The sequence below is a fragment of the Inhella crocodyli genome (assembly GCF_004004565.1).
GTDB classification, from domain to species: domain Bacteria; phylum Pseudomonadota; class Gammaproteobacteria; order Burkholderiales; family Burkholderiaceae_C; genus Inhella; species Inhella crocodyli.
Window position 1 is genome coordinate 1,646,227 of sequence record NZ_SACM01000001.1, and the last position, 26,070, is coordinate 1,672,296.

Here is a 26,070-nt window from a genome sequence, read left to right on the forward strand (position 1 = left end):
CCTTTCGCGCCCCGCCATGGACAAAAACATCGTCGTTCCCGTGCTGCTGTTCCTGTGCGTGACCTACGCCTTCAAGCTGCTGCTCGACGCCCGCATGCGCTACCTGATGCTGCGCGCCAGCAGCGCCGAGGCGGTGCAGGCCCTGATGGCGGGCGAACAGGGCCTGCGCCGGCAGGCGGCGCTGCATGGCGGCTTGGTCGCGCTGTCGCTCGGCCTGGCCTTGAGCGTCGTCAGTGCCCTGGGTTGGGGACCGGCCCACCCGGGCACGTGGGGATTGGTGCTCAGCGCCCTGGGCGTGGCCCGTTTGGCCGCCTACGCCTGGGAGCGGCGCGTGGGCCCCTGAACCTCGGCCAAGCTGCCCGCGGGTGTGCGGGACACGCGACACCCCATCGCCTTCGGTTACGCCGCGGTACGGCCGGTCCTAGACTGCCCGCATGGCCGCCCTCCAACGCCCCGACGCCGTCCTCCCCATCGACCACTGGCCCGCCCATGGCATCCCGCGGGCCCGGGTGCTTTTGGTGCACGGGCTGGGTGAGCACCCAGGGCGCTACGAGGCCTTGGCGGCGCAGTTCGTGCACTGGGGCTTGGACGTTCGCGCGGTGCACTTGCGCGGCCACGGCCGGGCCAGCGGTCCGCGCGGCGACGCGCCCACGCCCACCGCGATGTTGGACGACGTGGCCGCGGCCATCGACGCGGTGAGCGAGCCGGGCCGCCCCTTCATCTTGGTCGGCCACAGCCTGGGCGGCTTGCTGGCCGCGCGGGTGGTGGCCGGCGCCCTGCGCGGCGAGCCCTTTGGGCGCGAACCCGACTGGCTGGTGCTCAGTTCCCCGGCGCTGGACCCCGGCATGCGCTGGGACCAGCGCCTGCTGCTCGGCTTCGGGCGCCGCTTTTTGCCCCACCTTGGCGCTGGCAATGGGCTGAAGCCGGCCTGGATTTGCCGCGACCCCGCGGTCGTCAAGCTGTACCAGCAGGACCCGATGGTGCACGGCCGCATCACGCCCACGGTGGCCGAGATGATCGTGGACGGTGGCGAAGTGGTGCGCGCCGAGGCCGCCCGTTGGCGCGTGCCCACCTTGCTGCTGTGGGCGGGCGCCGACCGCTGCGTGGCCCCACGCGGCAGCGAGGCCTTCGCCACGGCCGCACCGCCCGCCGTGGTGCAGGGCCGCTGCTTCGACAATCTGGCCCACGAACTCTTCAACGAGCCCGAGCGCGCCGAGGTTTTGGCCGTGATGAAGGCCGCGCTCGACCACCGCTTCCCCCACCCCACGACACCATGAACGCCAACCTTGCCAGCACCTGCCACCGCATGTGGGACGAGCAGATCATCCCCGCGCTGCAGGACTACATCGCCATCCCCGCCAAGAGCCCGATGTTCGACAAGGACTGGGCCGCCAACGGCCACATCGAACGCGTGGTGCGCGACGCCGCCGCCTGGGTGGAGCGCCAGCGCGGCGCGCACGGCCCCAATGTGCTGCACGGCCTGACCTTGGAGGTGGTGCGCGCCCCCGACCGCACGCCCGTCATCCTGTTCGAGCTGCCCGCCACCAAAACCGGCAGCACCGACACCGTGCTGCTGTACGGCCACCTGGACAAGCAACCCGAGTTCAGCGGCTGGCGCAACGACCTGGGCCCCTGGACGCCCAAGATCGTCGACGGCAAGCTCTACGGCCGCGGTGGCGCCGACGACGGCTACGCCATCTACGCCAGCCTCACGGCCCTGATCGCGCTGGACAAAGAAGGCCTGCCGCGACCGCGCTGCGTGGGCTTGATCGAAACCTGCGAAGAGTCTGGCAGTTACGACCTGCCGGCCTACATCGACGTGCTGCGCCCGCGATTCGGCAACGTCAGCCTGGTGGTGTGCCTGGACAGCGGCGCCGGCGACTACAACCAGCTGTGGCTGACCACCTCGCTGCGCGGCAACGTGACCGGCACGCTGAAGGTCGAGGTGCTGGCCGAGGGGGTGCACAGCGGCGACGCCAGTGGCATCGTGCCCTCGAGCTTCCGCATCATGCGGCAGCTGATGGACCGCCTGGAGGACGCCAAAACCGGCGCGCTGCTGCCCGAGGACTTCCACTGCCCCATCCCCGAAGTGCGCATCCAGCAGGCCCGCGACACCGCCGCGGTGCTCGGCGACGCCGTCTACAAGCGCCTGCCCTGGGCCTGCGGGGCCGACGGTGGCGCCGTGCTGCCCATGAGCGAGGACCCGGCCCAGGTGCTGATCAACGGCACCTGGAAGCCCACCCTGAGCGTGACCGGCGTGGACGGCATGCCGCCCCTGAGCAACGCCGGCAACGTGCTGCGGCCCTACACCTCCTTCAAGCTGAGCCTGCGCCTGCCCCCGCTGGTGGATGGCAATGCCGCCGCGCTGAAGCTCAAGGCGCTGCTGGAAGACAACGCGCCCTACAACGCCAAGGTCACCTTCGAGCCCGACGGCCGCATGGGTGCTTACGGGGCCAGCGGCTGGAACACGCCCGACCTGCAGCCCTGGCTGTTGACGGCGCTGGACGACGCCAGCCGCGCCCAGTTCGGCGCGCCGGTGGGCTTCGTGGGCCAGGGCGGCACCATCCCGCTGATGAACCTGCTGCAGCAAGGCTTCCCCAGCGCGCAAATGATGGTCTGCGGCGTGCTCGGCCCCAAGAGCAACGCCCACGGGCCCAACGAGTTCCTGCACATCGACTACGGCAAGCGCCTCACGGCCACGGTGGCCCAGGTGATCGCCGCGCACCCCTGAGCAGCGCTTGACGGGAAAGGCCACGCCATGAAGCTCGCCATCGTCACCGGCCATTCGCGCGGCCTGGGGCGCGCGCTGGCCCTGCAGTTGCATGCCGAAGGCTGGCAGGTGCTGGGCCTGGCGCGCCATTGGGCGGCCGAGTTGCCCGCCAGCATCGAGCAGTGGCGCCTGGACCTGGCCGACCCGCTGCCCGGCGCCGAACGCCTGCAGGCCTTCTTGGCGCCACTGAAGCCCACGCAAGCGCTGCTGATCAACAACGCCGCGTTGGTCACCGAGCCCGGCCCGGTGGAGACGGTCTCGCTGTCGGCACTGTCGGCCTCGGTGCGCGTGGGGCTCGAAGCCGTGTTGCTGCTGTCGGCCGCCTTCGTGGGCGCGCTGCGCGCCTGCCCCGACAAGCGCATCGTCAACATCTCGTCGGGTCTGGGCCGGCGGGCCATGGCCGGCGCCGCGCCCTACTGCGCCGTCAAGGCCGGCATGGATCACCTCAGCCGCGCGATGGCGATGGACGAGGCGCGCCAAGCCCAGCCGGCGCGCATCGTGTCGCTGGCGCCCGGCATCATCGACACCGACATGCAGGTGCAACTGCGCAGCGGCGACCCCGACAAGTTCCCCGAGCGCGATCGCTTCGCCGAGTTCAAGGCCAGCGGCGCACTGGAATCGCCGGAGGCTGTGGCCGCCAAGGTGCTGGCCTTCGCGGCACGCGCCGACTTCGGCCAAGAGCCCGTGGGCGACGTGCGCGGCTGAAGCGCATCGCTGTAAACAAAACAGGGCCAAAGCGCTGTGCTTGGGCCCTGCTCCTTGCCGACCGACGCCTCAGTGGCGGAAGTGGCGCACGCCGGTGAACACCATCGCGATGCCACGCTCGTTGGCCGCCGCGATCACCTCCTCGTCGCGCATCGAGCCGCCGGGCTGGATGACGCAGCTGGCCCCCGCGTCGGCCAGCACGTCCAGGCCGTCGCGGAAGGGGAAGAAGGCATCGCTGGCCACCACCGAGCCCTTCAAGGCCAGACCGGCGTTGGCCGCTTTGATCGCGGCGATCTTGGTGGAGTCCACGCGGCTCATCTGGCCGGCGCCCACGCCCAGGGTCATGCCGCCGCCGCAGAAGACGATGGCGTTGCTCTTGACGTACTGCGCCACCGTCCACGCGAACATCAGGTCGTCCAGCTGCTGGGCCGTGGGCTGCAACTGGGTGACGACCTTGAGCTCGTCGCGCTGGAGGAAGTGGTTGTCGGCGGTCTGCACCAGCAGGCCCGAACCAACGCGCTTGCTGTCTTGCGCGTTGCGGCCTTGCAGCCAGGGCGTGTGGCCGCCCAAGGGCAGCGCGATTTCCAGCAGGCGCACGTTGGCCTTGCCGGCAAAGATGGCGCGGGCCTCGTCGGTGAAGCTCGGGGCCATCAGCACCTCGACGAACTGCTTGGCCACCAGCGCGGCCGCGGCGCCGTCCACCGGGCGGTTGAAGGCGATGATGCCGCCGAAGGCGCTGGTCGGGTCGGTCTGGAAGGCCTTGCTGTAGGCCTCGGCCGGCGTCGCGGCCACGGCCACGCCGCAAGGGTTGGCGTGCTTGACGATGACGCAGGCCGGGGCCTCGAAGCTCTTCACGCACTCCCAGGCCGCGTCGGCGTCGGCGATGTTGTTGTAGCTGAGCTCCTTGCCCTGCAACTGCTTGCCGGTGACCAGGCTGCCCGGGGCGGGGTGCAGGTCGCGGTACAGCGCCGCGCTTTGGTGGCTGTTCTCGCCGTAGCGCAGGTCTTGCACCTTGACGAAGCTGCTGTTGAGCTGGGCCGGGTACTCGCTCAAGGTCCCGTCGGCTTGGTAAGCGCTCAGGTAGTTGCTGATGGCGGCGTCGTACTGGGCGATGCGGTTGAACGCGGCCACGCTGCAGGCAAAGCGCGTGGCATCGCTGGTCTTGCCATGGGCCAGCAACTCGGCGAGCACCTGGGGGTACTGGGCGGCGTCGGTCAGCACGGTGACGTCCTTCCAGTTCTTGGCCGCGCTGCGCACCATGGCCGGGCCGCCGATGTCGATGTTCTCGATGGCGTCTTCCAGCGTGCAACCCGGCTTGGCCACGGTGGCCTCGAAGGGGTAGAGGTTGACGGCCAGGATGTCGATGCGCGTGATGCCGTGCTGCTGCATGGCGGCCACGTGCTCGGGCAGGTCGCTGCGGGCCAGCAGGCCGCCGTGGATGGTCGGGTGCAGGGTCTTGACGCGGCCGTCCATCATTTCCGGGAAGCCGGTGTGCTGGGCCACCTCGGTGACGGGCAAGCCCGATTCCTGCAGCAGCTTGGCGGTGCCGCCCGTGCTCAGCAAGGTGCAGCCCAGGCCGTGCAGGCTGCGGGCGAAGTCAACGATGCCCGTCTTGTCGGAGACGGAAAGGAGTGCGGTCAAGGCCATGAAGGAGCTCACAGGAGGTGGTGATCGGAAAGTTTGCGGCGCAGGGTGTTGCGGTTGATGCCCAGCCAATCGGCGGCACGGCTCTGGTTGCCTTGGCAACGGGCCATCACCACTTCGAGCAGCGGCTTCTCGACGAGCTTGACGACCATCTCGTGCAGCGAGTGCGGCGTTTGGTCGCCGAGGTCGCGGAAATAGACATCGAGGTTTTCGCGGACGCATTCGTCCAGGGACTTCACGGGCATGGGCGGGTCGAGATCGGTCAGGCCTGCTGCAAGAGCGCGGCGTCGTTGGCGGGCAGGCGTTCGAAGTCGAGCGCCAGCCGCTGAAAGGTGTCGTCCAGCCAGCGCAGCTGCTCGGCGCTGGTCTGCAGTTGGTTCATGGCGGCGCGCAGGTCCTCGCCGCCGGGCAGCTGCTTCAGCAGCCAGCCGATGTGCTTGCGCGCCGTGCGGGTGCCCGTGAGCTCGCCGTACAGGCGGTAGTGGTCGTCCAGGTGCTCGGTCAGCCAGGCCTGCACCTCGGCCACGCGCGGCGCGGGGCGGTGCGTGCCATGCGCCAGGTAATGCGCGATGTCGCCAAAGATCCAGGGCCGGCCTTGCGCCGCGCGGCCGATCATGATGGCGTCGGCGCCCGTCGCGGCCAGCACGGCCGCGGCGCGCTCGGGGCTGTCGATGTCGCCGTTGGCCACCACGGGGATGCGCACGGCGCGCTTGATGGCGGCCACGGTGTCGTGCTCCGCCTCGCCGCCGTAGCCCTGCTCGCGCGTTCGGCCGTGCACGGTCAGCATCTGCACGCCCAGCTGCTCCGCGGCCACGGCCAGGGCCGGCGCGTTCTTGTGGGTGGCACACCAGCCGGTGCGCATCTTGAGCGTGACGGGCACGTTCAAGGGCGCGCAGGCCTGCACCACGGCGTCGACGATGCGCAGGGCCAAGGCTTCGTTCTGCATAAGCGCCGAGCCGGCCCACACGTTGCACACCTTCTTGGCCGGGCAGCCCATGTTGATGTCGATGATCTGCGCGCCGCGCTGCACGTTGTAGCGGGCGGCTTCGGCCATCTGCACCGGGTCCACGCCGGCGATTTGCACGGCGATCGGCGCCGGCTCCCCATCGTGATTGGCGCGGCGGCTGGTCTTCAGGCTGGCCCACAGGTGGGGTTGGCTGGTCACCATCTCGCTGACCGCGTACCCCGCCCCCAGCTTCTTGCACAGCGTGCGGAAAGGGCGGTCGGTCACGCCGGCCATCGGGGCGACAAACAGCCGGTTGGGCAGCTCGTGGGGACCGATGCGCATGGGGGAGGCTTGCCTAAAAAAACAGCAGATTCTAAGGGGAAGCCCTGAGCACGCCAGAATCCGCGCGCCATGGAAGCCACCCTCACCGCCTGGATCACCGCCCTGCTCGCCTGGCTGGCCCTGCCGACCGTCGGACTGCCGGCGGTGTTCATCGTGGCACTGGTGTCGGCCACGCTGCTGCCCATGGGCTCGGAGCCCGTCGTCTTTGCGCTCGTCAAGGCCGACCCCAGCCTGTTCTGGGCGGCCATCGCCGTGGCCACGGTGGGCAACACCTTGGGCGGCGCCATCAGCTGGGGCATGGGCTACGGTGCCGAGCGCGGCTACGAGCGCTGGCAAAAGCACCGCCCGAACAACCCCCGCCTGCTGGCCTGGCTCGAACGCTTCGGCCCCAAGGCCTGCTTGCTGAGTTGGCTGCCCGTGGTGGGCGACCCCCTGTGCGCCGTGGCCGGCTGGCTCCGCCTGCCGTTCTGGCCTTGCGTGGCCTGGATGGCCGTCGGCAAGGCCGCCCGCTACTTCGTGATGACGTCGTTTTTGCTGTGGGTGTTCCCGGGCGGGTTGCCGGGTCAGGGGACGGTGTAAGTGACCGTCAGCTTCGGGCGCAGGCTGGGGTCAAGCGCGTATTCGCGGGACCAGAAGGTCTTCAAGTTGGGGTTGCCCGCGGTGCGCCGCAGCTTCCAGCCATGGTTCACCGCGCCCTGCTGCATGGCACGAACACCCGGCCCCACGTCGATGCTCATCCAGCCGGCAGGCCAGCCGATGGCACCGCTGCCGTCAGCGATGGCCAAAGCATCCGACGAGCCAACGGCACCGGGGCTGGCCCAGTTCGTTCCGCTGCGACACGCGTTCCACGTGACTGTGACCTCGTTCCAATCGCAAAGCAGGCGGTAAGCGGACAGGGTCACGTCGTACGCAGTACTTTTGAACAGCCCCAGTTGCGCACTGACGATGGTGGCGTTGTCCGGGATGGGCCCGCCCTCGCGAGCAAAGATCGCAAAGCGCAACACCGGTGTGTACGAGCCGTACTCGTCCGCCAGGTTGGTCCGCGCGCCTAGGTTGGTCGTCGGCCACCAGACGTACAAATTGGCGTCCCGCGTTCCGTTGTAGCCCGCCAAGCCGTCCTGCAGCACGCGGATAACGGGCGTACCGGTTTCAGGCGGTGCTTGCACCGTGATAGAGACGGCCGAGGCGTTGGCTGTCAACCCGCCAGCGTCGGTCACGGTCGCCGTCAGGACCTTGGTCCCCAGGCTCGCCTGGGACCAGGTGGTGGACCAGGGAGCCTGGGTCACGGTCGCCAGCGGCACGCCATTGGCAAAGAAGCTGACCGAAGCGACCTGACCCTCGGGGTCGCTGGGCTGGGCAGTGATCACGATCGGCTGGCCCAAGACAAAAGTCTGCCCCGACTGGGGCGAAGTCAGCGAAACACTGGGCGCCTGGTTGGGCACTTGCACTTGCACCGTCACCGTGCTGCTGGTGGTCACCGCACCGGCGTTGTCGGTGGCCCGAGCCGCAAAGCGAACACTGCCAGTCGCCGGCGCGTTGCGCACCACTTGCCAAGGCGCTTGCGTCAGCGTGGCGACCACCAAGTCGTTTTCAAGGAACTCCACTTTGACAACGCTTCCGCCGGCATCAGGATCGCTGGCCGTCGCAGCCACGGTCATGGCCTGCCCGGGAGCCACCACGTCGCCTTGACGCGGCGCACTCAGCGCGACCGAGGGGGGTTGGTTGACGGGGGCGGGGGTGCCGTTGGGTGGCTGCCAGCCGAACGGCTTGTACAACCACACCTGACCTTCCATGCTGTTTTGCAGCGCCATGAAGGCGTCCAAGTTGGGGATGTACTTCCACTTGCCCAAAATGCCGGTGCCCACGTTGGCGCTGGGCAGGGCGCCGCCGACGTTGGGTTGACGTGTCAAGGTCCAGCCCGTGGTCGACACCGTCGCAGGCGGCTTCAAGCGCCACAGGTAGTCGGCACCGCACCAAAGCACGTGATCGCGGCGCACGGGATCGAAGTCAAAGCCGCAGTTCTGAATGGACAACGTGCCGGCGCTCAGCAGGGCCTGCAACTCGCCTGAGGCTTCGGTGTAGGACAGGGTTTTGTCGGCATTTCCATTGGGCCCTGTGAGGGCGGTCGCCACGTTCCAAAAGGCAAAGGGACGTGTCTTGTCCGCCACGCGCACCACCAAGCGCTGCACGGGGTCATAGGCACAGACCGTTTGGCCCTGTGGGGTGTCCCACCATGCGCCGACTCGACTCCAAGTGTCAGCCGCCGGATTGCCGACGTCATTCAAGGCCAGGCGGTAAAGGTAAGTGGACGTGCCCCCGCCCGGAGGCCGGGCCGCCATGTAGACCACGTCCTTGCCGCCCTCCTGCGCGTAGCCGGTGCAGCCCTGCAAATGGGCGCCAGGGATCGAAGTGGGCGCGAAGTAGCGCGCCGCATCCCGGTTTTGCCACATCGCCCCACCAGTGACCTCGGGAAACGGAGCCACCCGTTTGACGTGCGAGCCCGTCGTCCCACCGACCTTCATCGGATCGGCTTTGGCCGGGTCCCACAAATAGGGGCCGGTGACGCGGGTGCCGCCGCTGCCGTTGTCTCGTACATAGGCGCCTCCGGTGTTGTAGCTGGCCCCACCCAGCACCAGGAAGCGATCTGCCACGGGCAAATAGATGTTGTTGTCGTAGGTATGGGCGGCAGCCGGAGCGTTGTCGGGCCCGTCAACCGCGTGAAATGCCCCAGCCCGGAAGAGTTGAATGTCGCTGGGCAGTGAGGCACGCTCCCACAGCCGCGTGCTGCCTCTCCAGCGATACACCTCATTGCCCCCGTAGTTGGCATGCCCCCCCCCGAACAGCAGCAGGTCGCCACGTCGGCTGTCCCAAGCAAACCCACTCCAGGCGGTGATCAGCGAGGCCGGCTGCCCCACCCCGCCAAAGTTCTGCTCCCACACGCGCAAGTCCGCGGGCGTCCACACGCTGTTGAACAAGTTGGCGTTGACCTGCACCCACCCCCCTTCGGGCACCGTTCGCAACAGAGCCACCAGTTCCGGCAGGTCGGCAAGAGGAGTTCCGTCGGCGGCCACGGCGCGGGCCCGGCGGTCCGGCCCAGCGGCGGCGCCCACAGGATCACGCAATGCACGACCAGCCCAACGGGTAGGGCTGTCGGCGTCGGAGGCTTCGGCAGCATCGGGTTCGACCACCGAGAAGCGAAGGCGTGCCTGCGCCACCTGGCCTGCAGCATCGACGGCCTCCACCTCGACCCAGGTCTCGCCGGCGCGCTGGGCCGTGCCCAGCAGGTCGCCATTCGGCGTCAGCCGCAAGCCCTGGGGCAAGGCCCCGGCAGCCACGCGCCAACGCACCTCGCCCTCGGCGTTGGAGGCGCTCAGCCGGAACTGCAGCGCACGCCCCACCGACAGGATGGGCGCGGCCGAATCTTGAATGGCGAAGGCCTCCTGTGCGCGCACGGGGGGCGCTTGGCGGACCGCGGCCGCTTTCAGAACCGGCTGCGGGTCGGGCTGCCCACCGCCGCAAGACGCTAGCAGCATCAGTGCGGCGACCGCCACAGGTGCACGCCATGCGAAGGGCAACGAGGGAGTGTGGCGATTCGTCATGTCAAGTTCAGTCTGTAAAACATCGTGAGGCACAAGCCCCGGGGGTCGCGTGCGCGATTCGAGAACCAGGCGGGATTCGCCTGTTTCAGGGGGAACGACCGAAGTCTGCGCCGACTTCCCCCGATTGCCAATCCAGCGAATCAGGGTCACCGTGCTGACGACAATCCTGCCCTCTGCGTCCTTTCTATCGCCCCCATGAGCAACCCCGCCTACGAACGACTCGTCCAGCGCCACCTCCGCATGCACCGCCTGGGCCACTTGCAATCGATCGCCGCCTGGGACCAGTCGGCCTTCATGCCCCCCAAGGGCAACGATGCCCGCGCCGCGGCGCTGGCCGAAGTCGGCGGGCTGCTGCACGAGATGGGCACGGCGCCGGAGCTCAAGACCTGGCTGGACGAAGCCGCCGCCGAGCCCCTGAGCGACTTCGAGCGCGATTCGCTGCGCGAAATGCGGCGCGCTTGGGATGCGCGCAACGCGCTGCCACCTTCGCTGGTCGAGGCCATCAGCTTGGCCACCTCGCACTGCGAGCACGCTTGGCGCACGCAACGTCCGGCCAACGACTGGAGCGGCTTCCTGCCCAACCTGAAGGAAGTGGTGCGCTTGCAACGGGAAATGGCCAGCCGCTTGTCCGAGGCCCAAGGTCTGAGCAAGTACGACGCGCTGCTGGACCGCTACGAGCCGGGCATGCGCAGCGCCGACATCGACCGCGTGTTCGGTGACCTGCGCCAGTGGCTGCCCAGCCTGATCCAACGCGTGATGGTTAAGCAATCGACCGAGGCCGTGTTGCGTCCCGAAGGCCCGTTCCCCAAGAGCGCCCAGCGCGAGCTGGGCTTGGCCGCGATGCAGTTGATGGGCTTTGACTTCGAGGCCGGCCGCCTGGACGAATCGGCCCACCCCTTCTGCGGCGGCGTGCCCGAGGACGTGCGCATGACCACGCGCTACCGCGAGGACGACTGCCTGCCCGCGCTGATGGGCGTGATCCACGAAACCGGCCACGGCCGCTACGAGCAAAACCTGCCGCGCGAGTGGCTGGGCCTGCCCGTGGCGGAAGCCCGCTCGATGGGCATCCACGAAAGCCAAAGTCTGTCGTTCGAGATGCAACTGGGCAGCCACCCCGGCTTCGCCCGGCAACTGGCGCCGCTGCTGCAGCGGCACTTGGGCGCCCAGCCCGCCTTCGAGGCCGACAACCTGCACCAACTGCTGACCCGCGTGAAGCCGGGCTACATCCGCGTCGATGCCGACGAGGTGACCTACCCTGCCCACGTGATCCTGCGTTACGAGATCGAGCGGGCGCTGATCGAAGGCGAGATCGAGTGCGAGGACATCCCCGCGCTGTGGCACGCCAAGATGACCGAGCTGCTTGGACTTTCTACCGAGGGCAACTACACCAACGGCTGCATGCAGGACGTGCACTGGTCGGCCGGCCTATTCGGCTACTTCCCCTGCTACACGCTGGGCGCCATGTACGCCGCGCAGTGGTTCGCCACCATGCGCCGCGAAATGCCCGACCTGGACGACCGCATCGCGCGCGGCGACCTGATCCCGGTGTTCGACTGGCTCAAAGCCAAGGTCTGGAGCCAAGGCAGCCGCCGGAGCACGCCGGAACTGGTGCAACGGGCCAGCGGCGAGCCGCTGAACCCGGCGCACTTTCGGGCGCACTTGGAAGCGCGCTACCTCTGATCAGCGCATCGTGACGCCCACGGCCGTGAGGCCGGGGCGCAGCGCCTCGAGAAGGGGCACCAGCGGCGCCAACTCGCGGTACCGCATGGCGGTTTTGGTGGCGTAAGCGAAGAAGCGCGGCAGGTCTTCGGCGTAGGCCGGCTTGCCGTCGCGGTGCTTCAGGCGGCAGAAAATGCCGAGCACCTTGAGGTGGCGCTGCAGTGCCGTCCACTCGATGCGTCGCCACACCTGGCCGAAGTCCTCGTCCCAATCGATGCCGGCCTTGCGGGCCTGCTCCCAGTAGCGGATGGCCCAGTCCAACTCTTGCGCTTCGTCCCAACTGACAAAGGCATCGCGCAGCAGGGAAGCGATGTCGTAGCCCGCCGGGCCGCGCACGGCATCTTGGAAGTCCAGCACGCCGGGAGCCGCGCCCTCGGTGGGCGGGAGCATGAGGTTGCGCGGCATGAAATCGCGGTGCACAAGCACCTGTGGCTGCTCGGCGAACGCGCCGACCAGGGCGCCACAGACCGACTCCCAATGCCGCTGCTGCGTGGCATCCCAGGCCTGCCCAAACTCGCGCCGAACGCACCAGTCCGGGAACAACTGCAGCTCACGGCGAATCAAGGCTTCGTCATAGGGCGGCAATCCCTCGGCGTCGCCTTCCCGTTGCAGTCGCACCAGGGTCGCAATGGCCGCGCGCATCAGCGACTCGGCGTTGCCCTGCCCGGCCTGCGCGGCCTGCAGCGCCGGCAGGTAGGTGCTGGCCCCCAGGTCGGTCATCAGCAAAAAGCCCTGGGACGGGTCGGCGGCCAGGTTCATCGGGGCCGACAAGCCGGCCCGCAGCAGGCGCTCTTGGACATCGCAAAACGGTGCGAGGTCGTTGTGGGCCGTGGGCGCGTCCATCACGATGGCACTGCGCCCATCGGCCAGCGGCAGGCGCCAGTAACGGCGGGGGCTGGCATCGCTGGCCGCCACGTGCAGGCCATCCAGGGCCAGGCCGAGGCCCGCGGGCAGGCCGCGCAGCCAAGCAAGAAGCTGCGCCTCGCGGTCGGGCTCGAACCACGCAGAAAGGGTCATGGGAGGGGGCACCAAAAATCAGGAGGGCCACGCGGCCGGGGACGGTGAACCGCGCTGGGGATAATCGATTTTAGAAATGCCACGCCTCCTCCCCTCTGGCGCCCCGGGCGCCCTGCCCTTTCGCGGCACCCCCTGGCCCCGTTCCGCCCGACGCCTGCTGCCGGTGGCCGCTGCTTGCTGCTGGGTGGCCTCGGCCTGGGCCCAAGCGCCTACCCCGGCAGATGCAGATGCGCCTCTGCGCCTGATCAAGGGCAGCGCGCCGCGATCGGCACCCTCCGTGCCTGGCAAGGAGCGCGACAAGGCGATGGTCTTGAAAGCCGATCGCAGCACGGCCGAGTTGGGCAAGTCCGTGCGTGCCGAAGGGGGCGTGGAACTTCGCTACGGCGACACCCTGCTGCGCACCGAGGCGCTGCAAATGAACGAAACGCGCACCGAGGTGGTGGCGCCAGGCGAGGTCCAGATCGAACACCTCGGCAGCCACATCCAAGGGCGCGCACTCCGCCTGGAGTTGGACGCCTTCTTGGGCGAGTTACTGGCGCCGACGTACCGCATCGCGCAAACCGGGGGCAGCGGACAGGCGCAACGCCTGGACTTTTTGGGCGAGCAGCGCATGCGCGCCGATGCCGCCTCGTACTCCAGTTGCCCGCGCGTCGACGAGCAAGGGCAGCCCGTGGCCCCCGACTGGGAGTTGCGCACCGACCGACTCGAGTTGGACCTGGCGCGCAACGAAGGCCGCGCCGAAGGGGCCGTGCTGCGCTTCATGGGCGTGCCTTTGTTGGCCGCCCCCTCGTTTTCCTTCCCGCTGGGCGACCAGCGCCGGTCCGGCTGGCTTCCGCCCCACATTGGGGCCGACAACCGCAGCGGTTTCGAACTGGCCGTCCCGTACTACTTCAACCTGGCCGACAACGCCGACGCCACCTTGACCCCCTTCGTCATGACCCGACGGGGGTTCGGCGCCGACGGCGAGGTCCGCGGATTGAGCCCCTGGGGCTCGGGCGAATTGCAAGGGTCGTGGCTCCCGCACGACCGCGTTCGCGGCGACGACCGCTGGGCGCTGCGCCTCTCGGGTCAAGCGGCGCCCTGGCCGGGCTTGGACCTGCGCTGGGCCACCGAGCGGGTCAGCGACGACGACTACTGGAAGGACCTGCGGCGCCGCATCGCCAGTCCCACGCCGCGGCTGCTTTCGAGCGACCTGCAATTGGCGCAACGCGGCGGCTGGGGCGAGGCGCTCGATTGGCAGGCCTATGCCCGCGTGCAGCGCTGGCAGGTGCTCCAGACCACGGAGTTGGGCACGCAAATCGTGGCCCCCTACCAGCGCGATCCTCAGGTGGGCTTGCGCCTCAGCAGCCGGGGCGAACTGGGCTTGCTCGCGGGCTTCATGCCCCGTCAGCACCGGCCCCGCCTGGAGGGCGGGTTGGAACTGGAGTTCAACCGCTTCAGCCTGCCCGCCGCGGCCTTGGCGTCGCAGTCGCCCGAAGGCGAACGCCTGCACGCCCTGGCCCACCTGGCCTTGCCCGTGCTGGACCCGGCCTGGTGGCTGATTCCTCGCCTGGACCTCAACGCGGCGGCGTACCGGGTCAAAACCCCGCTCGCCGACGGCCGCACCCGGGCCGACCGCGTGGTGCCAACCTTCTCGATCGACGCCGGCCTGGCCTTCGAACGCGACACGGCGCTGTTCGGACGCCCCATGCTGCAAAGCCTGGAGCCGCGCCTTTTGTTCGTGAACACGCCGTACCGCGCCCAAGAGAACCTGCCGAACTTCGACAGCGCCGAGCGCGACTTCAACGTCGAGTCCCTGTACGCGATCAACCCGTTCACGGGGGTCGACCGGGTGGCCGATGCCCGGCAACTGGCCTTCGGGGCGGTCAGCCGTTGGCTAAGCCCCCAGAACGGCGAAGAACTGCTGCGTTTGGGCCTGGTGCAGCGCTACCAGTTCCGCACCCAGCGCCTGAGCCCGATCCCAGATTCGCGGCGCTTCTCCGACATGCTGCTCACGGGCGCGGCCCACCTGCGGGACCCGTGGTACCTCGACGGCGCGGTCCAATTCAACCCCGACAACCAACGCAGTGTGCGCTCGGTGCTCCGCGCCCGATACAACCCGGGCCCCTACCGGACCGTGAGCTTGGCCTACCGCTTCCAGCGAGACCAATCGGAACAACTCGACTTGGCCTGGCAATGGCCGTTGGCCGGACGCCAAGGCGTCTCCGCCAGCGGGCAAAGCTGCCAAGGTCGCTGGTACAGCGCCGGACGGGTGCAGTACAGCATGCGCGAGAGCCGCGTCACCGATTCCCTGTTGGGCCTGGAGTACAACTCCGGCTGCTGGGTGCTTCGCATGGGGGTCGAGCGCCTGTCCACCGGCCTGAGCCAGGCCAACACCCGCTTCCTCATCCAACTCGAACTGGTCGGCCTGTCCCGCTTGGGCGCCAATGCGCTCAAGGTCCTGAGGGACAATGTGCCCGGTTACCGCCCTCTGGCCAGCGACGACGGCCTCCCCGCGACCCCATGACCCTGTTCCGCATGAGCGCTTTGGCGCTGGCCGCTTCCCTGGCCTTGACCCTGGCAATGGGCACCGGCCCGGCGAACGCCCAACCGGCCAACGCCAAGCCCGCCCTCGACACCCGCAGCGGGCCCACGCCCGCCGCCGCGGCCGCCGAAGAGGCCGCCGCGCGCGCGCGGCGCATCCCAGGCGACCACATCGCCGTGGTGGTCAACAGCGAGGTGGTCACCGCGGGCGAGATCGCCGGGCGCGCCGAGCGCCTGCGCGACGAAGCCCGTCGCAGCGGCCAGCCGGCACCCGACCTGCTGAGCGCCCGCGAAGCCGCACGCGAACAACTGATCGAAGAGCGCGTGTTGGTGACCTACGCCCGCGACAGCGGTGCGCGCGTGGACGAACCCGAACTCGACCGCGTGGTGGCCAACGTGGCGGTCCAGAACCGCTTGACCATGCCGCAGTTGATCGAACGGTTGAAGGCCGATGGCATCGACGTGAAGCGCTTCCGCGAAAACATGCGGGATCAGATGCTGCAAGAGCGGGTGCGCGACCGCGAGGTGGTCAGCCGCATCCGCGTGACCGACGGCGAGATCGACACCTACCTGGAAGAGCGTCAAGCCGCTGCGCGGACCAACGCGCCGCTGAACATCGCGCAGATCCTCGTGCCCGTGCCCTCCGATGCCTCGGCCGCGGAGCGCGAGGCCCGCAAGCAAAAAGCAACCCTGGCGCTGACCCGCGTGCGCTCGGGCGAGAACTTCACGGCGGTGTCCAAGGAACTGAGCGACGACGCCAACCGCGATCGCGGCGGTGAGATCGGCCTGCGCGCCGCCAACCGCTTGCCCGACCTGTTCGTCAAAGCGGTGGCCAACTTGGCCCCCGGCCAGGTGAGCCCCGAGTTGGTGGTCAGCGAGGCCGGCTACCACGTGCTCAAGCTGATCGAACGGCAAGCCAGTGCCGATGCCAACGTGGTGACCGAGACCCGGGCGCGGCACATCCTGCTGCGCCCCAGCGATCGCCTGCCGCCCGAGCAAGTGGCCCGTCGCTTGGCCGAAGCCAAGCGCGCCATCGAAGTCGGGCGCGCCAAGTTCGAAGACCTGGCCAAGGAGTACTCGGAGGACGGCACGGCCGCCAACGGCGGCGACCTGGGCTGGGCCCCGCCGGGCAATTTCGTGCCGGAGTTCGAAGCGGCCATGGACGCCTTGCCGCTGAACGGCATTTCGGAGCCGGTGCAGTCGCGTTTCGGCATCCACTTGATCCAGGTGCTGGAGCGCCGCGAGACCAAGATCGACCCGCAAAAGCTGCGCGACCAGGCCCGCGGCGTGCTGCGCGAGCGCAAGTTCGAAACGGCGTACAAAGAATGGGTCAAGGACCTGCGCGACAAGGCCTTTGTCGAGCTGCGTGACACCGAAGCGAACGACTGAGGCCTGGGCTTGAGCGCACCGCACCAAGCCCGCAAGCGCTTCGGCCAGCACTTCCTGACCGACACGGGCGTCATCGACGCCATCGTGCGGGCGATCGACCCGCGACCGGGCGACGCCATGGTCGAAATCGGGCCCGGGCTGGCGGCCATGACGCAGCCGCTGGTCGAGCGACTCGGAGCACTAACCGTCATCGAGTTGGACCGCGATTTGGCCGCGCGGCTTCGGCAACACCCCCACCTCACGGTCATCGAAAGCGACGTGCTGCGGGTGGACTTCGCCAGTGCCCTGCCCGATCGCCTGCGGGTGGTGGGCAACCTGCCCTACAACATCAGCTCCCCCATCCTGTTCCACCTGCTGCCGTTCGCGCACCGGGTGATCGACCAGCACTTCATGCTGCAAAAGGAAGTGGTGGACCGCATGGCCGCGGGGCCGGGCAGCAAGGACTACGGGCGCCTGAGCGTGATGCTGCAATGGCGCTACGACGTCGAAGCCCTGTTCGACGTCCCTCCCGAGGCCTTCGATCCACCGCCCCGCGTGATGTCGGCCATCGTGCGCATGACGCCCCACGCCACGCCGTCCGGCGTCAACGCGTCGCTGCTGGAGGAACTGGTCCAAGTGGCCTTCAGCCAGCGCCGCAAGCTGCTGCGCCACAGCCTGGGCCGTTGGCTCGACGCCCGGGGCTTCGCGGGCCATTTCGACGTTCAGCGCCGAGCAGAAGAGGTGCCGGTGGCCGAATTCGTCGCCTTGGCGCAGTCGCTCTGAGCGCGCTTCGACGCCAAAAATCAAAAGGGCGCCCCATGGGCGCCCTTTTCGTTCGGAGAGCCGCCGGTCAGGCCGCGTTGAGCCAAGCCGAGGTGTCGAAGGCCGAGCACATCAGCGGCATGTTCAGGCCGAAGTTGGGATTGCCACCCGCCTTGGCAGCCGCGCTCTTGGGCAGGGGCTTTTCCGGCGGGGTTTGCGGCTCCAGGGTCCGCGTTTCCCAGATGCCCGCTTCTTGGGCCGGGTACTGGAACGAGTAGAAGCAGCGGAACTGCACGCGGCGGTCGCCCCAGTAGTCGGCCGCCTCACGGAACACGTCCAACAGTTGCTCGCGGCTCTCACGGTCGAACTTGCTGTTGTCGGGCAATTGCTCCAACACCACCACGAAGCCGGGTTGCGGACCCGACTTGTGCACCAGGTCCGTCATGCAGTCGTACAAGGCGTCCAGGTTCTTGCCGAAGTGCTCGGGGAACAAGAAGCCCGCCGCGATGCGCTCCAGCACGTCTTGCTTCGACGGCGCGTCGGCCAGGTTGGCGTACAGGAAATGCTGACCGGCCTCTTGGGCCGCTTGCAACAGGTCTTCCGGCCGGTGGGCCCGGATCGACTGCACCGAATTGGGGCGAATGGATTGCAACAGCATGGAAGCTACCTCTGGGACTCGAGAAAGAACGGGGGTGGGCGCCATCAGTTCGTCAGCACCTGGCGGAAGCTGGCGTAGTGGTCCTCGGTGTAGTAACAAACTTGCGGCCGGGTGGGCGGCACCCCACCACAGACCAACCGGCGCGCGCCCCGGTTGCGTGCGCCCGGCGTGCGCACGGTGTACTCGCGGTAGTGGCCTCGGGGCTGCGCTGGCAACAAGCGCTCCCGGTTGCCAAACACGGTGCCGTCTTTGGCGTAGGGGAAGGGCCCTCCGGCCAGGATCAGTTGGTGGGTCCGCTGCGCTTGGGTCGGCAAGGCCGACAGCGCCACCGTGGGCATCGACGGGGCCGGCGACTCGCGCGCCGCCACCGCCCCCAGGGACAGGCCCAAAGCCAAGGCCGCGAGGCCCTGGGTGAGGCGTTGACCCCACCCTGAACGCTGCGACTGATCGACCGACGGTGCCACGGGTTTACCCTCAAATGAAGGCGCAAATGGTACCGAAATCGCCCCGAAAGCTCAAGCCCAAACACCCCGGACAAACCGGGGCAGTCTTCGTCGTTTGCGGGCACTCACATGCACGTAAACCTTTGATTCAAAAAGCTTACGAGGTGAAAGTCATCGTCACATCGAGATGCAAACTTTTTGAGCGAAGCGCCGATAACGCCCCCGGGAAAACACCCTTGGCACGGCTTTCGCATCGTGAATTTCAGCGGCTGGCGTTGGCATCGGCCACGGTCAAGGCCGTCAAGTTGACGATGCGCCGCACGGTGGCGCTGGGCGTCAGGATGTGCACAGGCTTGGCCGCCCCGAGCAGCACCGGGCCGATGGCAATGCCGCCGCCGGCCGCCGTTTTCAACAAGTTGTAGGCGATGTTGGCCGCATCGATGTTGGGCAGCACCAACAAGTTCGCTTCGCCCGACAGGGTGCTGCGGGGCATGAGCTTGGCACGGTAGTCGGCATCCAGGGCGGTGTCGCCGTGCATCTCGCCGTCCACCTCCAGCCATGGGGCTTGGTCGTGGAGCAGGGCCAGGGTCTCGCGCATCTTGAGCGCCGACGGCTGGTTGCTCGAGCCGAAGTTGCTGTGGCTGAGCAAGGCCGCCTTGGGCCGCAAGCCGAAGCGGCGCATTTCCTCCGCCGCCATGATCGTGATCTCGGCCAACTGCGCCGCCGTCGGGTCGTAGTTGATGTGCGTGTCGACCAGCATGACCTGCCGGCCGGGCAGCACCAGACCGTTCATGCAGGCGTAGGTGTTGACGCCCGCGCGCTTGCCGATGATCTGGTCGATGTAGGCCAAGTGGTTGGCCGTGCTGTGCCACGTGCCACACAACATGCCATCGGCCTCACCCTTGTGCAGCAACATGGCGCTGACCAAGGTCAGGCGCCGGCGCATCTCGATCTTGGCCAACTGCTCGGTGATGCCCTTGCGCTCGCCCATGCGGTGGTAGGTCTGCCAAAAGTCCCGGTAGCGCGGGTCGTTCTCGATGTTGCAGACCTCGAACTCCTTGCCCGGACGAACCCGCAGGCCAAAGCGCTCGCAGCGCTTCTCGATCACCGCCGGGCGGCCCACGAGGATGGGCTGGGCCAGGCCCTCGTCCACCACGACCTGGACAGCCCGCAGCACGCGCTCGTCCTCGCCCTCGGCGTACACGACCCGCTTGGCCTTGGCCCGCTTGGCGATGCTGAAGATGGGCTTCATCGTCGTGCCACTGGCGTAGACGAAGCTTTGCAGCTTTTCCCGGTAGGCGTCGAAGTCGGCGATCGGGCGTTGGGCCACGCCGCTGTCCATCGCCGCCTGGGCCACGGCCGGGGCGATGCGCATCATCAAGCGCGGATCGAAGGGCTTGGGGATCAGGTACTCGGGCCCGAAGCTCAGCGAAGCGCCGGCGTACGCGGCCGCCACCACCTCGCTCTGCTCCGCCTGCGCCAATTCCGCGATGGCATGCACCGCGGCCACTTCCATCTCATCGGTGATGGTGGTCGCACCGCTGTCCAACGCGCCCCGGAAGATGTACGGGAAGCACAAGACGTTGTTGACCTGGTTGGGGTAGTCGCTGCGACCCGTGGCCATGATGGCGTCGTCGCGCACCGCCGCCACCTCTTCGGGCAGGATTTCCGGCGTGGGGTTGGCCAATGCCAAGATCAAAGGGCGAGGCCCCATGGCCTTGACCATGTCGGGCTTGAGCACGCCGCCGGCCGACAGACCGAGGAACACGTCGGCGTCTTGGATGACCTCGGCCAACTTGCGCGCATCGGTCTTCTGGGCGAACTGCACCTTGTCCGGGTCCATCAGCTCGGTGCGTCCTTCGTAGACGACGCCCGCCAAATCGGTCACCCAAATGTTGTGGCGAGGCACCCCCAGCTTCACCAACAGGTTCAAGCAAGCCAATGCGGCGGCGCCGGCACCGCTGGTCACGAGCTTGATCTCGTCGAGCTTCTTGCCCACCACCTTCAAGCCGTTCATCAAGGCCGCCCCCACCACGATGGCGGTGCCATGCTGGTCGTCGTGGAAGACGGGAATCTTCATGCGCGAACGCAAGGCCCGCTCCACCTCGAAGCAATCGGGCGCCTTGATGTCTTCGAGGTTGATGCCTCCGAAGGTCGGCTCCAAGGCCGCGATGATCTCCACCAGCTTCTTGGGGTCGCGCTCGCGCAGTTCGATGTCGAACACATCGATCCCGGCGAACTTCTTGAACAGGACCGCCTTGCCCTCCATCACCGGCTTGGCGGCCTCGGGCCCGATGTCACCCAGGCCCAGCACCGCAGTCCCGTTGGTGACCACGGCCACCAAGTTGCCACGGGCGGTGTAGCGGAAGATCGACGACGGGTCGTCGACGATGGCTTCGCAAGCCGCGGCCACGCCGGGCGAGTAGGCCAGGGCCAGGTCGCGTTGGTTCACCAAGGACTTGGTGGCCGAGATCGCCAGCTTCCCCGGCGTTGGGAACTCGTGGTACTCCAGGGCGGCTTGGCGGAGTTGGGCGCGTTGTTCTTCGGTGGACGGCATGGCTGAGCGCAGTGGTTCGCGAGGGGCACTGAGTGTGCCGCAAGCCCCTACGATGCCGCCCTTCTTTCATGCCAAGCCCGCATGCCGGTATGGCCCTCGGTGAATTCGAACTGATCCGTCGCTTTTTCGACCGCCCGACCGCCCACGCGGGCGTGGTGCACGGCGTGGGCGACGACTGCGCGGTGCTGGCGCCCTCCCCGGGCCACCAATGGCTGGTGAGCACCGACATGCTGGTCGAGGGGCGTCACTTCCTGTCCACCGTCGACCCGGAAGCCCTGGGCCACAAGGCCTTGGCGGTCAACCTCAGCGACCTCGCCGCCTGCGGCGCCACACCACGCGCCGTGTTCCTAGCCCTGGCGCTGCCCCGGGCCGATGCGGCGTGGCTCGAGGCCTTCGCCCGCGGGCTGTTCCAGTTGGCCGACGCCCATGGCGTCGCCTTGGCCGGGGGCGACACCACGGCCGGTCCGTTGAACCTGTGCATCACCGCCATGGGCGAAGCCCCGGCGGGCCAGGCCCTCCTGCGCAGCGGCGCCCAGCCCGGCGACACGCTGTGGGTCAGCGGTACCCTCGGCGACGCCCGTTTGGCGCTGGAGGCGTTTCGCGGCACGGTCGCCCTGACCGGCGAGGCCTTCGCCGCCACCCGACTGCGCATGGAACGCCCGACGCCGCGCGTGGCGCTGGGGCAAGCCTTGCGGGGACTGGCCACCAGCGCCGTCGACGTGTCCGACGGCTTGCTGGGGGACCTCGCGCATGTTTTGGCGGCATCCGACGTCGGCGCCGAGTTGCAAGCCGATGCACTGCCGCGAGGCGCTCACCTGGCGGCCCAGCCCTTGGACCTGCAACGCCTGTGCACGCTGACAGGGGGCGACGACTACGAGCTGGTGTTCACCGCGCCGGCCGACGGCGATGACGCGGTGCGCGCTGCCGCCGCACGCAGCGACACCCCCGTGACCCGCATCGGTCGCATCACCGCCGAGCCCGGCCTGAGCTGCGTGGATGCCCAAGGCCAGCCCGTACCTGCCCCCGGCGCGAGCTTCGACCACTTCCGCAACCCATGATCGCGCAGCCCACCTTCGGCTTCATGGCCCGCCACCCCGCGCGCTGGATCGCGCTGGGGTTTGGCGCCGGCCTCGCCCCCAAAGCCCCGGGCACGGTGGGCACGCTGTGGGCCTGGGCGGCGTTTTTGGCGTTGGAGCGTTTCTTGGGGCCGCAGCCTTGGGGCTGGATCGTGCTGATCGGCACCCTCGTCGGCGCCTGGGCTTGCACCCGCTGCGCGCAGCACCTGGGCGTGGCCGATCCCGGCAGCATCGTGTGGGACGAGGTGCTGGCCTTCTGGCTCGTGCTGTGGGTGGCGCAACCCGCGCTGCTTTGGCAGCAAACGCTGCTGTTCGCGCTGTTCCGCTTCTTTGACGCGGCCAAGCCGGGCCCCGTGGGCTGGGCCGACCGCTTGTTCAAGGCCGAGCGCGGCGCCCCCATCGGCTGGGCCCAAGGCTGGGGCATCCTCGTGGACGACTTCGTGGCCGCCGGCTGTACCCTGTTCGCCTGGGCCCTTGGCGTGGCCCTGCATTCCGCCTTGGGGAGATGAAGCCATGTTCAGCGACGACACCGACCTGATCCAACGCATCGCCGTGGCCTTGATTCGGCGCAAGGAGTGCATGGGCGTGGCCGAGAGTTGCACCGGCGGCCTGATCGGTGCGGCCTGCACCTCGTTGTCGGGCTCGAGCCAGTGGTTCGAGCGCGGCGTGATCAGCTACAGCGACCAGGCCAAGACCGAGTTGCTGGGGGTGCCACCGGCCCTGATCGCTCTGCACGGGTCGGTGAGCGAGGCGGTCGCTGGCCACATGGCGCGGGGATTGCTCGCACACGCACCGCTGGACTGGGCACTGGCCGTGACTGGGATCGCAGGGCCCACAGGCGGCAGTGCGGACAAGCCGGTGGGCACCGTCTGGCTGGCCCTGGCGCACAACGGACGCCTGCTGCGGGTGTGGCGCGAGCAGTTCCCGGGCACGCGCCAAGCGGTCCGCATGGCCACCGTGCGCGCCGGCCTCATGGCCTTGGCCGACGCGGTGGAAGAGCAGGACGCTTGATCAGCCCTGGGCCCGTGCGCGGGCCCAGGCCAGGAACTGGTCGGCCGGCATGGGCTTGGCGATGAAATAGCCCTGCGCCTCGTCGCAGCCCATGGCCGCCAAGAGGTCCAAAGCGCCCTGGGTTTCGATGCCTTCGGCGACCACCGACTTCTTGAGGTTGTGGGCCAGGTTGATGGTGGAGCGCACGATCTCCCGATCGCCCTCGTCGGCCTCCATGCCGAAGACGAAGCTTTGGTCGATCTTCAGTTCGCGCACCGGCAGTTGCTTCAGGTAGGCCAAGGACGAGTAGCCGGTGCCGAAGTCGTCGATGGACAGCTTGAACCCTTGCTGCGCCAAGTCTTTCGCCGTGGCCAGGGCTCGCGCCGGGTCGTCCATGATGGCGCTTTCGGTGATCTCCAGGCACAGCAGGCTGGGGTCGCCGCCTTCGGCGGCCAACCAAGCCTGGATCTTGCCCGGCAGATCGGCATCGAGCAGGTCGCGGGTCGACAGGTTGACGCTGATGCGCAGGACCTCGCCCTGCGCACGCGCCTGCACCGCAAACCGCAGCGACTCGATCAGCATCCAGCGGGACAGCTCGCGGATGAAACCGGTCTGCTCGGCAAAAGGGATGAACAAGCCCGGCGGCACCAAACCGCGCACCGGGTGCTGCCAGCGCACGAGGGCCTCGGCCCCCTCCACGCGCTGCGAGCGCAAGTTCAGTTTGGGCTGCAGGTAGAGCCGCAACTCGTGGTGTTCCACCGCCTGGCGCAACTCGGAGAGCAAGCCCAGCGACGCACGACTCCGGTCGTCGAGGCTGTCGTCGTACACCTTGACCCCGGCTTGCGTGCGTTTCGCCGCGTGCATGGCCTGCTCGGCGCGGGACACCAGGCCTTCGGGCTCGCGGGCATGGCGAAGGGCGAGGGCGATGCCGATGGCGGCCCCGACATCGACCGTTTGCGCGCCCAAGCACATGGGGTCCTCGAAGGCTTCGAGCACGCGCCTTGCTAAGTCCATGGCCGGCGCTTCTTCGCCACCGGGCACCGCGATGGCGAATTCGTCGCCCCCCACCCGCGCCAGCAAAGCCTCGTCCCCAACACAGCCTTGAAGCCTTTGGGTCACCTGCTGCAAGAGCTGGTCCCCCACGTCACGGCCCAGCACGTCGTTCACGTGCTTGAAGCGGTCGAGGTTGAGCATCAAGAGCCCCGTCGGCTGCAGGGGCTGCAAGCGCTGCAGGAACTGCACGCGGTTGGGCAGGCCGGTGAGCGGATCCCAAAACGCCAATCGCTGGACTTCGCGTTCGCGGTCGCGAATGCCCAGGCGCATGTGCTCGAGCGACTGGGCCAGTTCCTGGACTTCGCTGAGGTCGGAGGACGCGGTCACCGGGCCCTCGTAATCGCCCTCCCCCAGGCGCTCGGCCGAGCGCGCCAAGGCTTGGATGGGGCGACTGACGCGCCGGGCCGTCAACACGGCACCCACCGCGAAGGCCAAGATCCCCAAGACGTTCAGACCGATCAAAGCCAACTGCAGGTCCTTGAACGATCGGAGTGTCAGGCGGTACGGCACCCACAGCAGCGCTCGCACTTCCGGAGTGCCGGCGGACGCGTTGGCCGGCAACAAAGTCACCCACCGCGCGCGCAACCGGCCCTCGTCGGCATCCAGCAAATTCAAGGCATCTCGGTCGACCCCCGAGCCGTCCGTTTGTTGCAGGAAGGCCAACTGGGCATCCTCCACGACCAAGGGAGGTGCCACGCTGCCCGACCCACGAAGTTGGATGAGGCTTCCCACGTTGGTCAGGGTCAACAACTGCTCAAGCAGGTCCCGGTCCAGCTTGAACCCCATCACCACGTGCCCAATGACCAAGGGCGCCCGAACCGGAACCTGCACCAATTGGTAAAGCTGCCCCTCGATCACCGTCAGTTGCAGGTCGTTGCCCTCGTCGGATGCGAACTTCAGCACCTGGAGACCGATCGCCGCCCCTTCGGCGGCCAGCATCCGGCCGCCCACGTCGAAGTAGGCCGCCAGGTCGGCGCCGATGCGCTTGCCGTGGTTGTCCAGCGCGTCACGCAGGGTGGCCAGGTCCTCGTCGCGCGTCAGCCCCTGGCCCAACGCCGAGCGAAATCCGTAGTCCTGGGCCAGCAGCTCCACCGCAGCGCTCTTGCGGGCGGCGCGCTGCTGGAGAAGGATTGTCAAGATGCCCCTGCCCACGTCCAACTCGCCATCGAGAGTGCGCTCAGCCTGGCGATCGAGCGCGTAGCGAACGAAGCCAAAGTTGGCCACCTGGATGACCAGCAAGAGCCCCAAGAACAGGGCCACGATGCGCCCTTGCAGGCGCCTCAGGTCCAAAAAGGCCGGGCGCCGCCTCACAGCGGCAACACCCACTCGAGCGTGCCCCCTTCAGGCTTGGCCGGCTGGGCCAACAAGGCCGCATCGGGCAGCTTCGGGTGCCACGCCCGCAACACCTGACCGCCTTGCTCAAATCGCACGCGCCCCTGGGCGTCGCTGATGGCGAAGTTCGGCGTGTCGAGCACCACGATGGTGGCGCTCATCTGGTCGTGGATGTTGCAGCCCGTGGCCACGACCCCGCTCTTGTCAAACTTCACCGGCGGCGCGGCCTTCCCCAAGTAGAGCTTGAGCTCAAAGGGTTTGGTGGGCGAGAACGAATAAACGTGGTGCCGCACCTTGTCGTGGTTCGGGAAGTGAACCTCGGTGCCGGTCTGGACCACCAGCAAGCGCGGCTCGAACTGGCGGTCGCGCTGGCCCATTTCGGCCTGCGTGCCCGCCTTGGCCAACTTGGGCTCTCCCGCTCGCTCCAGGCCCACCACGGCGCCGGCCACGGGCGCCCCTTGGCGGTCGCGCAGTTGCACCACGAGCGGCGCGGCCAAGCACGCCTGCGCCCCCAGGGCAAGGCCCAAGGCCCCCAGCACCGCTCTTGCCACCCTCCGTGCCCCCAT

The 26,070-nt window shown here is 68.4% G+C and carries 21 protein-coding genes and 1 pseudogene; 12 read left to right on the forward strand and 10 right to left on the reverse strand.

Annotated features, from left to right (window positions below):
* Positions 1-16 precede the first annotated feature (16 nt).
* The 4 genes from EOD73_RS07660 (at position 17) to EOD73_RS07675 (ending at position 3,475) form a co-directional block, all read left to right on the forward strand.
* Positions 17-343, forward strand: coding sequence for a hypothetical protein (locus EOD73_RS07660; RefSeq protein WP_127682289.1), 327 nt, complete (start codon positions 17-19; stop codon positions 341-343).
* 91 nt (positions 344-434) lie between these two features.
* Positions 435-1,277, forward strand: a complete 843-nt coding sequence (locus EOD73_RS07665) for an alpha/beta hydrolase (protein WP_127682290.1) — start codon at positions 435-437, stop codon at positions 1,275-1,277.
* On the forward strand, positions 1,274-2,731 hold the full coding sequence (locus EOD73_RS07670) for a M20/M25/M40 family metallo-hydrolase (protein ID WP_127682291.1): 1,458 nt from the start codon (positions 1,274-1,276) through the stop codon (positions 2,729-2,731). Before EOD73_RS07665 ends, EOD73_RS07670 begins: the two co-directional genes overlap by 4 nt.
* Before the next feature lie 27 nt (positions 2,732-2,758).
* Positions 2,759-3,475: an SDR family NAD(P)-dependent oxidoreductase gene (locus EOD73_RS07675; RefSeq protein ID WP_127682292.1), complete on the forward strand. Its 717-nt coding sequence runs from the start codon at positions 2,759-2,761 to the stop codon at positions 3,473-3,475.
* 69 nt (positions 3,476-3,544) lie between these two features.
* Here the strand turns inward: EOD73_RS07675 and purH are convergent, their stop codons facing one another.
* From purH to dusB, 3 genes are read right to left on the reverse strand one after another with little or no spacing between them, the layout of a single operon-like run.
* Positions 3,545-5,122: a bifunctional phosphoribosylaminoimidazolecarboxamide formyltransferase/IMP cyclohydrolase gene (purH, locus tag EOD73_RS07680; RefSeq protein WP_127682293.1), complete on the reverse strand. Its 1,578-nt coding sequence runs from the start codon at positions 5,120-5,122 to the stop codon at positions 3,545-3,547.
* Between the two features lie 8 nt (positions 5,123-5,130).
* The gene (locus tag EOD73_RS07685) at positions 5,131-5,364 is read right to left on the reverse strand and encodes a helix-turn-helix domain-containing protein (protein WP_127682294.1); all 234 of its coding nucleotides are present in this window, start codon (positions 5,362-5,364) and stop codon (positions 5,131-5,133) included.
* A gap of 17 nt (positions 5,365-5,381) precedes the next feature.
* A complete protein-coding gene (gene dusB, locus EOD73_RS07690; RefSeq protein ID WP_127682295.1) occupies positions 5,382-6,407 on the reverse strand; it encodes a tRNA dihydrouridine synthase DusB in 1,026 nt (341 codons plus the stop codon).
* Positions 6,408-6,476: 69 nt separating this feature from the next.
* Here dusB and EOD73_RS07695 point away from each other — a divergent pair, with 69 nt between their 5' ends.
* Entirely contained in the window at positions 6,477-6,986 is a 510-nt protein-coding gene (locus tag EOD73_RS07695; RefSeq protein WP_127682296.1) for a YqaA family protein, read from the forward strand.
* Here EOD73_RS07695 and EOD73_RS07700 read toward each other — a convergent pair.
* Positions 6,971-9,859: an Ig-like domain-containing protein gene (locus EOD73_RS07700; protein ID WP_164845977.1), complete on the reverse strand. Its 2,889-nt coding sequence runs from the start codon at positions 9,857-9,859 to the stop codon at positions 6,971-6,973. The genes EOD73_RS07695 and EOD73_RS07700 overlap by 16 nt on opposite strands.
* Before the next feature lie 342 nt (positions 9,860-10,201).
* Between EOD73_RS07700 and EOD73_RS07705 the strand changes: the two genes are divergently transcribed.
* Entirely contained in the window at positions 10,202-11,686 is a 1,485-nt protein-coding gene (locus EOD73_RS07705; RefSeq protein ID WP_127682298.1) for a carboxypeptidase M32, read from the forward strand.
* Here the strand turns inward: EOD73_RS07705 and EOD73_RS07710 are convergent, their stop codons facing one another.
* Positions 11,687-12,742: an aminoglycoside phosphotransferase family protein gene (locus tag EOD73_RS07710; RefSeq protein ID WP_127682299.1), complete on the reverse strand. Its 1,056-nt coding sequence runs from the start codon at positions 12,740-12,742 to the stop codon at positions 11,687-11,689. It lies immediately after the preceding gene.
* A gap of 76 nt (positions 12,743-12,818) precedes the next feature.
* Here EOD73_RS07710 and EOD73_RS07715 point away from each other — a divergent pair, with 76 nt between their 5' ends.
* From EOD73_RS07715 to rsmA, 3 genes are read left to right on the forward strand one after another with little or no spacing between them, the layout of a single operon-like run.
* Entirely contained in the window at positions 12,819-15,248 is a 2,430-nt protein-coding gene (locus EOD73_RS07715; RefSeq protein WP_127682300.1) for an LPS-assembly protein LptD, read from the forward strand.
* Entirely contained in the window at positions 15,245-16,654 is a 1,410-nt protein-coding gene (locus EOD73_RS07720; protein WP_240660625.1) for a peptidylprolyl isomerase, read from the forward strand. Before EOD73_RS07715 ends, EOD73_RS07720 begins: the two co-directional genes overlap by 4 nt.
* 9 nt (positions 16,655-16,663) lie before the next feature.
* The gene (gene rsmA, locus EOD73_RS07725) at positions 16,664-17,416 is read left to right on the forward strand and encodes a 16S rRNA (adenine(1518)-N(6)/adenine(1519)-N(6))-dimethyltransferase RsmA (RefSeq protein WP_127682301.1); all 753 of its coding nucleotides are present in this window, start codon (positions 16,664-16,666) and stop codon (positions 17,414-17,416) included.
* 247 nt (positions 17,417-17,663) lie between these two features.
* Here rsmA and EOD73_RS07730 read toward each other — a convergent pair.
* The 3 genes and pseudogenes from EOD73_RS07730 to EOD73_RS07740 form a co-directional block, all read right to left on the reverse strand.
* Positions 17,664-18,098: pseudogene (locus tag EOD73_RS07730) on the reverse strand (barstar family protein); the annotation flags it as partial.
* Entirely contained in the window at positions 18,098-18,517 is a 420-nt protein-coding gene (locus EOD73_RS07735; RefSeq protein WP_375137430.1) for a guanyl-specific ribonuclease, read from the reverse strand. The pseudogene EOD73_RS07730 and the gene EOD73_RS07735, both read right to left, overlap by 1 nt.
* Before the next feature lie 241 nt (positions 18,518-18,758).
* Positions 18,759-21,053, reverse strand: a complete 2,295-nt coding sequence (locus tag EOD73_RS07740; protein ID WP_127682303.1) for an NADP-dependent malic enzyme — start codon at positions 21,051-21,053, stop codon at positions 18,759-18,761.
* Between the two features lie 89 nt (positions 21,054-21,142).
* Between EOD73_RS07740 and thiL the strand changes: the two genes are divergently transcribed.
* Genes thiL through EOD73_RS07755 form a run of 3 tightly spaced genes read left to right on the forward strand, consistent with a single transcriptional unit; the run spans position 21,143 to position 23,140 of the window.
* Entirely contained in the window at positions 21,143-22,111 is a 969-nt protein-coding gene (gene thiL / locus EOD73_RS07745) for a thiamine-phosphate kinase (RefSeq protein WP_127682304.1), read from the forward strand.
* Complete coding sequence (locus EOD73_RS07750; protein WP_127682305.1) at positions 22,108-22,638, forward strand: phosphatidylglycerophosphatase A family protein; 531 nt, start codon at positions 22,108-22,110, stop codon at positions 22,636-22,638. Before thiL ends, EOD73_RS07750 begins: the two co-directional genes overlap by 4 nt.
* Positions 22,639-22,642: 4 nt before the next feature.
* Positions 22,643-23,140 (forward strand): CinA family protein, encoded by a 498-nt coding sequence (locus EOD73_RS07755; protein WP_127682306.1) that lies wholly within the window; start codon positions 22,643-22,645, stop codon positions 23,138-23,140.
* Here EOD73_RS07755 and EOD73_RS07760 read toward each other — a convergent pair whose 3' ends face one another.
* Positions 23,141-25,483, reverse strand: coding sequence for a putative bifunctional diguanylate cyclase/phosphodiesterase (locus EOD73_RS07760; protein WP_164845978.1), 2,343 nt, complete (start codon positions 25,481-25,483; stop codon positions 23,141-23,143). It lies immediately after the preceding gene.
* Positions 25,480-26,070 carry a methylamine utilization protein gene (locus EOD73_RS07765; RefSeq protein WP_127682308.1) on the reverse strand — a complete coding sequence of 197 codons (591 nt, stop codon included), beginning with the start codon at positions 26,068-26,070 and terminating at the stop codon, positions 25,480-25,482. Before EOD73_RS07765 ends, EOD73_RS07760 begins: the two co-directional genes overlap by 4 nt.